Origin of the sequence: Pseudomonas sp. IT-P176 (genome assembly GCF_949767245.1) — a bacterium.
Lineage (GTDB): Bacteria > Pseudomonadota > Gammaproteobacteria > Pseudomonadales > Pseudomonadaceae > Aquipseudomonas.
In genome coordinates this window covers 12,581-26,785 of the sequence record NZ_CATKPN010000049.1, presented here as the reverse complement: position 1 = coordinate 26,785, position 14,205 = coordinate 12,581, and the positions used below count along the sequence as shown (strand labels likewise).

Genomic DNA, 14,205 nt, shown 5'->3' with positions numbered 1-14,205 from the left:
TACCACTATGTTTCGATTCATCTTGCACAGGCTCGGCATGGCGGTGCCGACCCTGCTGCTGATCTCGGTGATTGTATTTGCCTTGATCCGCCTGATTCCCGGCGACCCCGCGTTGCTGATGCTGGGCGACATGGCCGACCCGCAAAGCCTCGCCGACATGCGTAGCAGCCTGGGGCTGGACCACTCGGTGCCGACCCAGTACCTGATCTGGATCAAGTCGGTGCTCAGTGGCGACCTTGGGGTGTCCATCAGCAGTCGCCAGCCCGTGTTGGAGTTGCTGGTCGAGCGTTTCAGCGTCAGCGCCACGGTGGTGCTCGTCGCGGTGTTGCTGGCGACCCTGCTCGCGGTACCGGTGGGCTTGCTCGCGGCCTGGAAGCAGAACAGCGCGATGGACCTGGGCCTGGTGGCAACGGCGACCTTGCTGTTGTCGGTGCCAAGCTTCTGGCTGGGTTTGTTGCTGCTGTATGTGTTCGGCATTCAGTTGGGTTGGTTGCCGGTGATCGGCTACGTTGGTTTCGCCAGCGATCCCATGAAGGCGGTGACCTATGTGGTGCTGCCGATCATTACCCTGACCCTGGTGGAGTTCGGCGCCATTGCGCGGATGGCACGGGCCAGCACCATTGAAGTGTTGCGCCTGGAGTACATCGCCCATGCTCGGGCCAAGGGATTGTCAGAGGGCGCGGTGCTGTGGAATCACGCCTTGCGCAATGCGTTTGCGCCGACCTGGACCCTGATCGGGCTGATCCTGGGCAATCTGCTCGGCGGCATTGCAGTCCTGGAAACCGTGTTCACCTTGCCCGGCATCGGCCGGTTGATGGTCGATGCGATCTTCTCCCGCGACTATCCGGTGCTGCAGGGTTGCCTGCTGCTGATCACCTGCATCTACGTGTTGGTCAACCTGTTAGTGGATCTGGTGTATCCGCTGTTCGATCCAAGGGTGAAGCTATGAACCTCAAGACTCCCGCCTTGCCGAGCGGGCTGGATACCCAGCCTCGACGGAGCTGGCGTTACCCGCCGTTGAATGCCTTGATCGGCGGCAGTTTACTCGCGGCACTGGTATTGCTGGCGTTGCTCGGCGTGGTGTGGACACCTTATGACCCGCTCAAGCTGGACTTGTTGTCGCGCCTGCACGCGCCGAGCGCTACGCACTGGCTGGGCACCGACGAGTTCGGCCGTGACGTGTTCAGCCGCTTGATCATTGGTGCACGCACCAGCCTGTGGATCAGCCTGCTCTCGGTGAGCGTGGCGGTTATCTGCGGCACAGTGATCGGCATGCTCGCCGGTTACCTGCGCGGCTGGACCGACCGCGTGCTGATGATGCTCAACGATGCGCTGCTGGCGTTTCCCGGGATCCTCATGGCCCTGGGTATCATGGCGATCGTGGGTGCCAGCCAGTACGGAATCGTGCTCGCCCTGGGCATCGCCTACACCCCCTCGGTGGTCCGGGTCGTGCGTGGCAGCGTGTTGTCGTTGCGTGAGCTGGAGTTCATCGAGGCCTCACGGGTGATCGGCAACTCAGAGCTGTACACCATGTTCCGCCACATCACCCCCAACTGCCTGGCGCCGTTGTGTGTGTTGGCCACCAGCATGTTCGGCTGGGCCTTGCTCTCGGAGAGCGCGCTGAGCTTCCTTGGCCTGGGCGTGCCACCGCCGGCTGCCACCTGGGGCAGCATGCTCTCGGCAAGCCGCACCTATATCTCGACGGCACCGTGGCTGGGGATCTTCCCGGGCATCTTTATCAGCCTGACGTTGCTGGCTATCAATCTGTTCGGCGATGCCTTGCGCGATCGTCTCGACCCGCGCATGAGGAAATGAGCATGAGCGTTTCAGTGCCACTACTGGCCGTTGAAAATCTACAGATTCGTGTCGGTACAGACGGTCCGCTGGCTGTCGACGACTTCAGCTTCACCATGGCTCCCGGGGAAATCGTTGCACTGGTGGGTGAGTCCGGCAGTGGCAAGACCATGGCTGCACGCGCGGCCATTGGCTTGCTGCCAGCGCCGATGAACGTGTGTGGCGGGCAAATCATCTTCCAGGGTGAACCGTTGGAGCCCGGCAATGCCAAGGCGATGCGTGGGGTGCGCGGCGCGCGGATCGGCATGGTGTTCCAGGAACCGATGGTCTCGCTCAACCCCGCACTGACCATTGGCCGGCAGATGAGCGAGGCGCTCAAGCTGCACTCCGAGCTGGACGCGGCGACGATCCGTCAGCGTTGCAGCGATATGCTGCAGCGCATCGGTATCAAGGACGCCGAGAAATGCCTGGCATCCTATCCGCACCAGTTCTCCGGTGGCATGCGCCAACGCATCATGCTCGCCTCGGTGATGCTGCTGCGCCCGGCGCTGTTGATTGCTGACGAGCCGACCACGGCACTCGATTGCCTGGCACAACTGGACGTGATCGAGTTGATGCTGGAGCTGACCCGCGAGCAGGGCACTGCCATTCTGTTCATCAGCCATGACCTGTCCCTGGTGGCGCGTTATGCCCACAAGGTGGTGGTGATGCGTGCGGGCAAGGCGGTGGAGCAGGGCCGAATCGAAGACATCCTGTTCGCGCCGAAGGCCGACTACACCCGCCAGTTGCTTGAAGCGCTACCACGGCGCGGCGCGCTGGTGCCATTGCCAGCGGCCGAAAGTGCGCTGTTGCAGGTCCAGGATGTGTGCATCGAACATCCGGGGCCGCGCAGCTTTTGGGGGCGCAGCGTGCCCAAGCGGGTGGTGCATTCGGTGAACCTGAGCATCGCACCGGGCGAGACCCTGGCCTTGGTCGGTGGCAGTGGTTCGGGCAAGACCACCCTCGGCCGTGCCGTGGTCGGGTTAGTCACGCCATGCGCCGGGTCGATCCTGTTCCAGGGCGTGGATATCCTCAAGGCCGCCAACCGTGCGCACCGCCTGCAATGCCAGATGATTTTCCAGGACCCGTATTCATCCCTCGATCCGCGCATGACCGTGGGCCAGATCATCGCCGAGCCGCTGCGCCATGAACCGGGCCTGACGGCTGCGCAAAAACGCCAGCGGGTCACCGACACACTGCTCGATGTGGGCTTGCCCGAGCAGTTCCGTGAGCGTTTTGCCCATCAACTCTCGGGTGGCCAGCGCCAGCGCGTGGCGATTGGCCGAGCGCTGGTCCGGCGGCCGAAACTGGTGATTGCCGACGAGCCGATTTCGGCGTTGGACATGACCATTCAAAAGCAGATTCTGGAGTTGTTCGAACGCCTGCAGCGCCAATACGGGTTCGCCTGCCTGTTCATCTCCCACGACCTGTCGGCGGTGGAGCGCATTGCCCATCGCGTGGCAGTGATGAACCAGGGTGAGGTGGTGGAAATGGGCCCGCGCGAGAGGATTTTCGACACTCCACAACACCCTTACACCCGCCGGCTGCTCGCGGCGGCCAGCCCCTTGGAAAAACGTGCGGATGGCAGCTACCGCCTCCGTGCCAGCGTGATTTAGGTACTGCAACACCCCAGGCCTGTGCTTTGCAAACCCACCCTTCGTCAATCGCTGATTGGCGAAGCAGGCGAAGCCATGGCCGAAGAAAACAAAAACAACTCCACTCACCCTGTCTGCCAGGAACCTACACATGAATATCCGCTTCAACACAGTCCTCGCCAGTGCCAGTGTCATGGGCGCCGGTTTCATGCCCTTGTTTGCCCAGGCTGACTTCGTCGCCGACAGCAAGGCTGCGCTTGAACTGAAGAACTATTACTTCAACCGCGACTATCGCGAGTCCAGCGGCCAGAGCAAGCGCGCCGAGTGGGCACAGGGCTTCACCCTCAACGTCCAATCGGGTTTTACCGAAGGCACCGTCGGTTTTGGCCTCGACGCGGTTGGCATGTTCGGGATGAAGCTCGATTCGAGCCCGGACAACTCGGGCACCGGGCTGTTGTCCCGCTCAAGCGTCGCCGAACCGGGCGCCCCCAGCTATGCCCGCCGTGCCCACGACAACTACTCCAAGCTCGGCGTCACCGGCAAGGCGCGCCTGGCGCAAAGCGAGCTGCGTGTGGGCTATATGGTGCCTGACCTGCCCACCCTGCAACCGAACCTCAGTCGTCTGTTCCCGCAGAGTTTCAGCGGCACCGCGCTGACCTCCAGGGACATCGACCAGTTGACCCTGACCGTGGGTCAACTGGATCAGGTCAAGCAGCGCGATTCGACCAACTACGAAGACATGGGCCTCACCAGCCAGTACGGCGCGTACAAAAGCAGCGCCAAAAGCGATGAGTTCCGCTACGCCGGCGGTGAGTACAAGCTGACGCCGAGCACCATCGCCACTTACCAGTTCGCGCAACTGGAGAGCTTGTACCGTCAGCATTACCTGGGCTTGAAAAACAGCTTCAAGTGGGGCCCCGGCACGTTCAAGACGGACATCCGCTACTTCGACGCGAGCGAAGATGCCGCAGGGCTGGCCGGCAAAGTCGATAACCGTGCGTTGAGTACGCGTGTGGGCTATGGCCTGCATGGCCACAACCTGAGTGGCGGTTACCAGGAGCAGTACGGTTCGACGCCGTTCACCTATGTCGACGGCACCAACACGTACCTGTTCACCGAGTACCAACTGGCGAACTTCTCCCAGACCGGCGAGCGCGTGTGGCACGCCCGTTATGACTATGACTTCGCCACGCTGGGCATTCCCGGCCTGCTGTTCTCGACGCGTTATGCCAAGGGCGACAACGCCAAGGTCATTGGCTTCGACGGCGAAGGGCGCGAGTGGGAACGCGATCTGAGTCTCGGCTATGTGGTGCAGAGCGGCACTTTCAAGGACGTGTCGCTGCGTTGGCAGAACGCTAGCGCCACCAGCAACTTCGCCCGTGACACCAATGAAAACCGAGTGATCGTCGGCTACACCGTAGCGCTCTGGTAGCAGTGACGGCGTGCAGCAGGGGCAGCCTGTTGCACGCCCAGGCAATGGAAATGAGGGGATAGATCAGATGACGAGTTTGCCGTTGCGGCGGGCATTGCCCAGCCAACAACGCGTATCGGCGCGTGGCGTGAGTGAGTTCATCGATGCGGTGAACGCTGCGGGCCTTCAGTTGCACAGTTTCATGCTGTACCGCGACGGTGCGGTGGTGGCTGAAGCATTTTGGGCGCCTTACCGTGCCGACCGACTCCATGTGCAGCATTCGGCAACCAAGAGCTGGGTGTCCATGGCCATTGGGCTATTGGTTGATGACGGCGTGCTGTCACTGGACGCCAAGGTGGTGGATTTTTTCGCCGCCGACTGCCCGAAACCGGTCAGCGCCAACCTGGCCGCCATGACCGTGGGCGATTTGCTGACCATGCGCACCGGGCATCGCCAGGGTATTTCTGGCGGGGCCTGGCGGGGGCGCAGTGAAAGTTGGGTGAAGTTGTTCCTCAATGAGCCGGTTGCAGACCTGCCAGGGCAGCACTTCATCTACAGCAGCGCGTCGAGCTTCATGCTCTCGGCCATTGTCAGCGTGGTCAGCGGCCAAACGGCGTTCGAGTTGTGCAACACCCGTCTGTTCCAACCCATGGGCATGGGCCGCATCGAGTGGGACCTGGCACCGGGTGGCTTCAACACGGGTGGCAATGGCTTGAGTTGCAGCACCGAGGACTTGCTCAAGTTCGGCGTGCTGCACTTGCAGCAAGGTAACTGGGAGGGGCAGCAGTTACTGTCCAGAGAGTGGGTGGCGCAGGCCACGCGCGGGCACGTCGACGATGTATGGATGGGGGCCTTCGATGGCAAGCGCTACCTGGGTCGCGACGAGTCGAGCAATGGGGCTGTGACGCGCCGCGAGGGCTATGGCTACCAGTGGTGGATGACCCTGCATGGCGGCTATTACGCCTCCGGGGTGTTTGGCCAGCAGTGCATCGTGCTGCCGCAACACAACGCGGTGATTGCGTTTACCGCCGGGCTGCCATTGGGTGAAAGGCGCCTGCATAGCCTGCTGTGGGAGCACCTGGTGCCTGCGTTGGGCGTGCCCGGCGACTGCGCGGCAGATGCCGATCTTGCCGTGCAGTTGGCCAATCAGCGGCGGCCGGTTATGACAGGTGCGTCGACCTCGCCGCATCAGGCGCAGTTCAGCGGCACGTTTGTGATGGAGGCCAATGAAGATCAGGTCAGCACGATACGCCTGGAGTTTGGCCCCGACCATTGCGACTTTTACCTCACCGACCCGCGTGGCACCCACTGCATTCGCGCAGGACTTGCCGACGGTATCGAAAGCCAGACCAGCATGACCGGACACTATCTACATCACCAATACCAGCCGCAAATCACCCCGGTGGTGGCGCAGGCGCGCTGGACCGAGGACGGCGCGTTGAGCATGACCTGGCAATTTGTCGAAACCGCCTTTTGTGACCACGTCACTTGCCGCATCGAGCGCGGCAGCTTGTCTGTGGACCGCCGCGTCAACGTTAACGCTGGCCCGTTGCAGCGCCCGACGCTGACCGGCCATCCAACCAGTACTTTGCAGGAGTCGCTATGAACGATCTGTCCAACCCATCAGGTTCCCGGTCCAGCGCGTTCTGGGCACCGTTTACCCCGATGCGCCAGTTCCAGCAGCAACCGATGATGTTCGCCAGCGCCGACGGCATGTACTACACCACCACCGATGGCCGACGGGTACTCGATGCGATGGCGGGGTTGTGGTGCGTCAACGCCGGACATGGCCAGGCAAAAATCGTCGAGGCGATTCGCGAAGCGGCGGGGCGCCTGGACTTTGTCTCCTCATTCAAGATGAGCCATCCCCACGCCCTGGAGATGGCCGAGCGTTTGATCGAAATCAGCCCGGCCGGCATCGAGCAGGTGTTCTTCACCAACTCAGGTTCCGAGGCGGTCGACACTTCGCTGAAAATTGCTCGGGCCTATCACCAGGCCCGGGGCGACAGCCGCCGGACCAAGTTTATCGGGCGGGCCAAGGGTTACCACGGCATGGGCTTTGGCGGGCTGTCGGTGTCGGGTATCGGCCGGCAGAAACGTGAGTTTGGCCCGCTGCTGGGGGAGGTGTCACACCTGCCGCTGCCTTATGACGCGCAGATGCGTTTCAGCGCGGGACTGCCACAGCAGGGCGCCAGTTATGCCGATGCACTGTCACAGCTGCTGGAGATCCAGGACCCGAGCACCGTGGCCGCGGTGATCGTTGAGCCGGTGACTGGCTCCGGCGGTGTCTACCCGCCGCCCCAGGGTTACTTGCAACGCCTGCGCGAGATTTGCACCCGGCACGGCGTGCTGTTGATTTTCGACGAAGTGATTACCGGCTTCGGCCGTGTCGGGGCCAGCTTTGCCGCGCAAGCCTTCGGCGTGACACCGGACCTGATCACCACGGCGAAAGGCCTGACCAACGGCGCCGTACCCATGGGCGGTGTGCTGGTCAGCGGCGCGGTGTATGAAGCGTTCATGGCCGGGCCAACCAATGTCATCGAGCTGATGCACGGCTACACCTATTCGGCGCATCCATTGGCGTGTGCGGCCGGGTTGGCGACCATCGAGTTGCATCGTGAATTGGGCATCAATCAACACGTCAACGCGGTCAGCGGGCTCTGGCAGTCAGCCGCGCTGACGCTGCGCGGTGTTGGCCCGGTGCTCGACGTCCGCACCGTCGGTTTGCTGTGCGCCGTCGAACTCGAACCGCGCCCCGGTGCCGCCGGCGCACGGGGCAGCGAAGTGGCGCAGTGGTGCTTCGAGCACGGCGTACTGGTGCGCGGCTCGGGCGATACCATCGTGATTTCGCCGCCGCTGGTGATCAGCCCGCAGGAGATCGCCCAGGTGTTCGACACCTTGGCGGATGCGTTGCAACAGGTCGCCTGATGGGAGTCGATGGCATGTCCGATTCGTTTGAGTTCTACATCGACGGCGCCTGGGTCAGACCCCATGGTGAAACCGTCGAAACAGTGGTGAACCCGTCCACCGAGCAGGCGGTGGCGCGGATAATCCTGGGTGACGCGCAGGATGTAGACCGTGCAGTCAGTGCGGCTCGCCAGGCGTTCCCGACGTTTGCCGCGAGTTCGCTGCAAGCGCGTATCGACCTGCTGCAGCGCATTATCGAAGGCTACCAACGCCACAGCGAAGCGTTGATCGAAGCGGTTCACCTGGAGATGGGCGCGCCGCTGTCCCTGGCCCGCAGCGCCCATGTGCCGGCGGGGCTGGGCCATCTGACGCAGGCGCTACAGGTGTTGCGCGAGTACCGCTTCGAACGGCGCCTGGGCAATACGCTGGTAGTGCGTGAGCCGATTGGCGTATGCGCCTTGATCACGCCCTGGAACTGGCCGCTCAATCAACTCACCTGCAAGCTCGCGCCCGCCCTCGCGGTGGGCTGCACCGTGGTCCTCAAGCCGAGTGAGCGCGCGCCGCTGTCGGCGCTGATCCTCGCGCAAATCCTGCATGAGGCCGGGGTGCCCAAAGGCGTGTTCAACCTGGTCAACGGCGACGGTCCTGGCGTGGGTACCGCGCTGGCACGCCATGCCGACGTGGACATGGTGTCCTTTACCGGCTCGACCGGCGCTGGCATTGCCGTGGCGAAGGCGGCGGCCGATACGGTCAAGCGGGTGTCCCAGGAGCTGGGCGGAAAATCGGCGAACATCCTGCTGGACGATGCCGTCCTGCCCGACGCGGTGCGCCACGGGGTCTTGGGGTGTATCCGCAACAGTGGCCAGTCGTGCAATGCGCCGACGCGGCTGCTGGTGCCCCGCGCCCAGCAACAGGCGGTGATTGATATCGCCAGGGACGTGCTGGCGCAGGTGTGCTTCGACGACAGTAACCCGGCGTCAGCCATCGGCCCGGTGGCGAACGCCGTGCAGTTCGAGCGTGTACAGGCGATGATCGCGCAGGCGATGACCGATGGGTCGCGGTTGGTCGCCGGAGGGCTGGGCCGGCCGCAAGGGGTTCAGCGCGGCTACTATGTACAACCGACGATATTTGCCGACGTCACCGCGGATATGCGGGTGGCACGTGAAGAAATCTTCGGTCCGGTCTTGGCGATCATGCCGTACGACAGCGAAGCCGAGGCCATAGCCATTGCCAACGACAGCCTTTACGGTTTGTCGGGGTACGTCACCTCGACGAGCCTGGATCGCAGTCGCGCGGTGGCCCGCCAACTGCGTACCGGGATGGTCCACATCAACGGCGCGCGTGCTGACCAGGCCGCGCCGTTTGGCGGATACAAACAGTCGGGCAATGGACGTGAGTGGGGTGAGCAGGGGTTTGACGAGTACCTGGAGAGCAAGTCGATGTTCGGCTACTAGCGGCTTGAGGCGTGTGCCAAGGGGGGGACTATCAAGGTCCTGATTAACCTTCTTGCCTGGAACCCTTATGGTTAAATGGCAAGTCCAGGCCATCGTTAGTAGGGATAGAGTTGTATGGGAATGGAAAGCACCGTCTTGGCATTCTTGAGGCGCTATCGGTACTGGTTACTGGCGTTGATGATCGCGGCCGCCCTGGTAAACGCCTTTGTGCGTTTTGCCGGGGATGGACCGAATTTCTTTGGCGCGCTGCTGGTGCACGGATGGCTTATCCAGGCAGTCTTTGCGTACTGTCGCGGCGGTTGGGTCGCGCTTGGCCCAGGTGGATGATCCAAAGATGCGAACCCCATGGGTCGAGCCGCGTTAGCCGCAACCGCATTTGCATTTTACTTGCTGACGTTCACCTACGATGGCGCGCTGCGCGATGACTCGGTGCATGAAAGAACAGCCGAGGACTGGACGATGCCTACCCGGGAGGAGTTCCGGCAGGCGAAGGAGCAATAGCCAGCTGGTACCTCGTCGACAAACGCTGCGACGGTTCACTCCGTTAATAACCAGGCAGGGATAAACACAGTCTCAGCTTGCTGCGCAGCGCCTACCCTCAGCATTTGCTTCGCATCCCATGGACGGCCAAATGATCGCAGAAGGACTTTCGCTACTCATCGACTACGGTATTTACCTGCTTCCAGGTCTTTGCCTCTGTGCCCTGTGGTTCTGGCTGACACCGAAGACGCAGCCAGGTCTACGCATTGTGATCCTGCTGCTGACCTTCGTACTGATGCGCGATGTGATGACCCCGCTGCGCTTATGGTCCCTGAGTGGCGGCGTGCAGATCGGCTTTATTTCAAATCCATTGGTCCTGGCCACGCTAGGCGTTCTGTCGCTGGCGATCATCGCCGCTCTGGCACGGATCGCCCCCGAGTTATGGAAACTCGTGGTCTGGCGCAAGGGCAACCTGGCCGCGGGACTTGCCCTGGGCATCGCTGCCGGCTGTGCGATCGGTGTCCCGCTGCGGCTCTATCAAGGCACCGATGTAGGCGAGATAGCAGGGTACTGGCCTTGGTTGCTGGGCATGGTCGTGCTGGCCTACGGCGGCAACGCGCTGGAAGAGGTGCTGTTTCGCGGTTTCCTGCAAGGACACCTCGAACAGCACACTTGTGCACTACGAGCAGCCCTGATCAGTGCTATCGCCTTCGCCGCCTGCCATTCGTTCCTGGCACTGAGCGTTACCCGGATTGGCTGGCCGATTTTACTGTTCACGCTGGTTGAGGGGCTGGTCTGCGCTTTGGTGCGCATGCGCTATGGCGTAAGTGCTGCCATAGCCGCACATGGGACGGCGATAGTGCTGATTGCCGTGCCCATGTAGTGGCCTAACGGCCATGATCCGTATGCATATTTGAAGGGTGTGCTCACGCGACTGCCGATGCAGCTTCGGTTTCTCAGATGCTGACAGTTCGGTTGGAAGGGTTACTCAGTTGCTGAAGTTCAAGCTGCTTGGCAGCACTGGCTTCGAGGTTTGCACGCTCTTGATCCAGATACTGATAGATGCTTTGGAAGCTGGCGATTTTCTGTTTGATTTCTGCCATCTTTTTTTCAATTAACTTAGCGCCGTCAGCACAATCGATCAGCTTGTTGCGCTGCGCATCCAGAATCTCGCCTATTTCCCCCAGGGAAAACCCCATGCTTTGCGCGCGCTGGATAAAGTCCAGATCCTGCAGCGTTTGCGTGGTGTAAACGCGATAGTTGTTAGTTTGCCGCAGCGGTGAGATCAGGCCGATTTGTTCGTAGTAACGCAGCGTATGGCGGCTGGCGCCGCTGCGGGCTTCGAGTTCGCCGATTTTCATGAAAACATCGCTTGACTGTAGAGTTGGGTCGATAGTTTACGCTTGATTTCTCACCTTAAACAAGGAACAGGGAAATGAGCGTGGAGTGCTTTGTCACGGGGGGTACCGGCTTTATCGGTCAACATTTGGTGGCGTACCTGAGTGCAAAAGGTCACACCGTTCGGGTGTTGATGCGTCGCCCGGATCGACTGGTTGCACTGCGCGAGCAAGTCGACAATTTGGGAGGCTGCGCAGCCCGGGTATTTGCCGTTGCTGGCGATCTGGAACGGGACAATCTCGGGCTGAGTCTTGCTGACCGAGAAGTGCTAAGGCGCGCCAGCGTCATATTCCATCTGGGCGCCCACTTCGCATGGGGGCTTTCAGTGGAGCATTCTCGTGCGGTGAATGTGGAAGGGGCAAAGCGCGTGGCGCTGTTGGCGGCTGAGCAAAAGAGCCGGTTAGTGATGATCGGCGGCTACATGCTGAAAAATCATGAACATCTGCAGCGCATCGGAATTGATCCTCGTTATCCGCAGCTGACGAATTGGCCTGCTGTCTACCGACGTGTCGGTGGTTACGAGGGGAGCAAGCTGGAGGCGCATTTTGCGACCCTGGAGGTCATGTCCGCCAAGGGCGGGGAGATTACCGTTGTCCATCCCGCGACGGTTTGTGGCCACAGCCGTACGGGGCATATCCTTGACGGTCAGCCGCTGGTGGAGCTGATACGCAACCTTGTGCAGGGAAAGCTGACTGCAGTGCCTGGTACCGCCGAGCACTGGCTGCCACTGGTTACCGTGGATTACCTGGTTGAACTGGTGGCGGTGTGTGCTTTTGATCCTGCCATGGTGGGTCAGGAACTGCTGGCGCTCGATGACCAAACGCCCAACTTGCGAGAACTGCTGGTACAGGCGGCACAACCTTTGGGCTTAAAGTCTCCCAAGCATTACATTTCACTCCGATTGCTGAAGTTGCTACTGAGTATTCCTCCCGTTGCGCGGTTTTTGAATTCAAAACCCGAAGCCTTGGACTTCATCCAGACCACTCGTTTTGATACCGCGGCGGTCGAGCAGTTTGCCAACAGGCATGGAATAGCCAAGCCGGATATACGACAGTCTTTGCAGCACACTGCAAGGTTCGTCAACTCATATTGCATAGCCAAGGGCTAGGCCCTCTGACTTCTCCCTTGCGGGCATCCTCAAACTTTTCGCCGTCGATGTAGGACGGCACTCTATCGAACGACAATTCAGCGACAGGGATCGTCAACAATGCAATCTACTTTCAGCAAAGGCGTCATGTTTGCACTCTGCGCTGCGGCACTGAACGCAACGATCGGTGTGCTCAGTAAAGTGCTCATGAGTAATGGTTTCACCGCTAGCAGTGTCGCTGTCATCAAGACCGTACTTGGTTGCGTGCTTCTCTCGATCTTACTGTTTCTCCTCAAGCGCCCGGCGGTGTCGACCAAATGGACTCAAGCGGCTATCTGCGCATTCCTTGGCATCTTCGTGCTGTTCCATTTCGAAACGTCCGCTTATCGACATTACGCTGCGGCAGGTGTGGTGGTGGTGTTGATGGCCAGCGCCTCAATATCCTCGATCATTCTGGGGCGCATTTTCCTCAAGGATGCCATCACCGCCAACGCAACCGTTGGCGCCGCACTGGCTATCGCTGGGATCTCGGTGATCTTCGGCGGCGACCTGCAGCAGGGTTTTAACCTGCAAGGCGCTGCGCTCGCCTGCATGGCCGGCTGCGGCTATGGGGCCTTTTCAGTTGCCATGAAGCGTATGGGTGTTTCGGGAGGGCTGCACTTCACCCGGCAATTGTTGTTCTTTGGCAGCCTGTACCTGCTGATGCCGGCTGCGGCCGATGGTTTTGCGATGGGCGAGCTGTCGCCGCTGGCGATCGCTGCGCTGCTGGCGCTGGCCACGCTGCCGACAATCCTGGGCTTCTTCTGCACCACCAAGGCCATCGAGTATCTCAAGCCATCCCAAGTGCAAGCGCTGGAGCTGACCGAGCCATTGTTCGCCGCGCTGCTGGCGTTTGTGGCGCTCAATGAAGTGCCGCGCGAAAGCCTGTATGCGGGAGCAGCACTGATTATCGTCGGCCTGTGTTTCTCCAATGAACTAATCCGCTTGGGCAGCAAAGCGTCCGTCTCTTCGACCGAGTGAGCTAGTTTCGGATCCTGATGATTTCAGCAATCTGTGGTTTTTGAGAGTTTTGAGCGATTTGCCGCTTCTAGCCGATTTCTGTCTGTCGTCACCGGCTGAAAACGACCGATTCTGTTGAAAAAGTCGTTTCGCCCAGACTGCCCCAATACTGACCGCTGAAAACGTCTTTATTGCGCATAGCTACGCGAAATCTGAGCCCAGAACCCTCTGCTCGAAGTAAAGATTTCAATCTCAAACGCGTACTTTTCTACCGTGGAAACCATGACCGACTTTTTCAACAGAATCGACCCAATGCGGACATCTGGAATGAGTAGTAACCGATCTGCCTGAACTGCGATCAAACAACTCTGCTACAGCGTTATGGCGTTCCATTCCTTCCGTACAGCCGGTAGCTTTGTCGCCGACTCAGACGTTCGTAATAGTCGCTCACTGCAGGAAAGTTCGGATGAGCGAAGGGTGTTTCAAACCATCGATTAACCGAGAGTCCAATCGGTATGTCTGCAAGAGAAAACTTGTCACCAATGACGTAGGCCCCGGTTGAGTCGAGCTGTCTATCGAGAATCTCCATGTGCCTCGACCAGTCATCGCATGAGGTTGCCAATGCATGGCTGTCTTGATGCCCATGCGAATGCCTGACCAGCGACATAAAGGCATAACTCCACGATTTGTTGAGATCCGACGCTTGCCAATCGATCCATTGATCCACACGCGCTTTGGCCCTTGCTTCGATCGGGTACAAACCGGTGTCGTCGTAGCGAGACGCCAGGTAGCGAATAATCGAGTTTGACTCCCAGAGGATGAAATCGTCATCCTGGATGACCGGCACCATGGCATTGGGATTCAACGCCATGAATTCGGGCGTTTGCGTCGACCTGAATCCAGAACCCCAATCCTCCCGCTCAAAGGGGATTCCAATCTCAGCGCAGGCCCAGAGTACTTTTCGTACATTGATCGATGATGCCTTACCCAGTACGCGCAACATTCCTTGTCCTTACAGTGATGGCTGGTCGTGTCGACAAT

At 60.3% G+C, this 14,205-nt stretch carries 13 protein-coding genes; 11 read left to right on the top strand and 2 right to left on the bottom strand.

Annotation, left to right across the window (positions count from 1 at the left end):
* Nucleotides 1–7: 7 nt before the first annotated feature.
* The 9 genes from ACM6IP_RS14840 (at nucleotide 8) to ACM6IP_RS14800 (ending at nucleotide 10,563) form a co-directional block, all read left to right on the top strand.
* Nucleotides 8–949, top strand: coding sequence for an ABC transporter permease (locus ACM6IP_RS14840; protein WP_159995430.1), 942 nt, complete (start codon nucleotides 8–10; stop codon nucleotides 947–949).
* On the top strand, nucleotides 946–1,815 hold the full coding sequence (locus ACM6IP_RS14835; RefSeq protein WP_414861753.1) for an ABC transporter permease: 870 nt from the start codon (nucleotides 946–948) through the stop codon (nucleotides 1,813–1,815). The genes ACM6IP_RS14840 and ACM6IP_RS14835 overlap by 4 nt, the downstream gene beginning before the upstream one ends.
* 2 nt (nucleotides 1,816–1,817) lie before the next feature.
* Nucleotides 1,818–3,449 (top strand): ABC transporter ATP-binding protein, encoded by a 1,632-nt coding sequence (locus tag ACM6IP_RS14830; RefSeq protein WP_414861752.1) that lies wholly within the window; start codon nucleotides 1,818–1,820, stop codon nucleotides 3,447–3,449.
* A 130-nt stretch (nucleotides 3,450–3,579) separates the two neighbouring features.
* Complete coding sequence (locus tag ACM6IP_RS14825; RefSeq protein WP_401130633.1) at nucleotides 3,580–4,860, top strand: OprD family porin; 1,281 nt, start codon at nucleotides 3,580–3,582, stop codon at nucleotides 4,858–4,860.
* 67 nt (nucleotides 4,861–4,927) lie between these two features.
* Nucleotides 4,928–6,445, top strand: a complete 1,518-nt coding sequence (locus ACM6IP_RS14820; RefSeq protein ID WP_414861751.1) for a serine hydrolase domain-containing protein — start codon at nucleotides 4,928–4,930, stop codon at nucleotides 6,443–6,445.
* Nucleotides 6,442–7,767, top strand: coding sequence for an aminotransferase class III-fold pyridoxal phosphate-dependent enzyme (locus tag ACM6IP_RS14815; protein ID WP_401130629.1), 1,326 nt, complete (start codon nucleotides 6,442–6,444; stop codon nucleotides 7,765–7,767). The genes ACM6IP_RS14820 and ACM6IP_RS14815 overlap by 4 nt, the downstream gene beginning before the upstream one ends.
* 14 nt (nucleotides 7,768–7,781) lie before the next feature.
* Complete coding sequence (locus ACM6IP_RS14810; RefSeq protein ID WP_414861750.1) at nucleotides 7,782–9,200, top strand: aldehyde dehydrogenase family protein; 1,419 nt, start codon at nucleotides 7,782–7,784, stop codon at nucleotides 9,198–9,200.
* A gap of 120 nt (nucleotides 9,201–9,320) precedes the next feature.
* On the top strand, nucleotides 9,321–9,527 hold the full coding sequence (locus tag ACM6IP_RS14805) for a hypothetical protein (RefSeq protein WP_414861749.1): 207 nt from the start codon (nucleotides 9,321–9,323) through the stop codon (nucleotides 9,525–9,527).
* 304 nt (nucleotides 9,528–9,831) lie between these two features.
* The gene (locus ACM6IP_RS14800) at nucleotides 9,832–10,563 is read left to right on the top strand and encodes a CPBP family intramembrane glutamic endopeptidase (RefSeq protein WP_320334339.1); all 732 of its coding nucleotides are present in this window, start codon (nucleotides 9,832–9,834) and stop codon (nucleotides 10,561–10,563) included.
* A 73-nt stretch (nucleotides 10,564–10,636) separates the two neighbouring features.
* Here ACM6IP_RS14800 and ACM6IP_RS14795 read toward each other — a convergent pair whose 3' ends face one another.
* A complete protein-coding gene (locus tag ACM6IP_RS14795; RefSeq protein ID WP_159995442.1) occupies nucleotides 10,637–11,041 on the bottom strand; it encodes a MerR family transcriptional regulator in 405 nt (134 codons plus the stop codon).
* A gap of 74 nt (nucleotides 11,042–11,115) precedes the next feature.
* On the opposite strand from ACM6IP_RS14795, the gene ACM6IP_RS14790 reads away from it, so the two are divergent.
* A complete protein-coding gene (locus ACM6IP_RS14790; protein ID WP_414861748.1) occupies nucleotides 11,116–12,186 on the top strand; it encodes an SDR family oxidoreductase in 1,071 nt (356 codons plus the stop codon).
* A 99-nt stretch (nucleotides 12,187–12,285) separates the two neighbouring features.
* Nucleotides 12,286–13,185 (top strand): DMT family transporter, encoded by a 900-nt coding sequence (locus ACM6IP_RS14785; RefSeq protein ID WP_414861747.1) that lies wholly within the window; start codon nucleotides 12,286–12,288, stop codon nucleotides 13,183–13,185.
* 358 nt (nucleotides 13,186–13,543) lie between these two features.
* Here ACM6IP_RS14785 and ACM6IP_RS14780 read toward each other — a convergent pair whose 3' ends face one another.
* Nucleotides 13,544–14,167: a glutathione S-transferase family protein gene (locus ACM6IP_RS14780; RefSeq protein WP_027618193.1), complete on the bottom strand. Its 624-nt coding sequence runs from the start codon at nucleotides 14,165–14,167 to the stop codon at nucleotides 13,544–13,546.
* Nucleotides 14,168–14,205 lie beyond the last annotated feature (38 nt).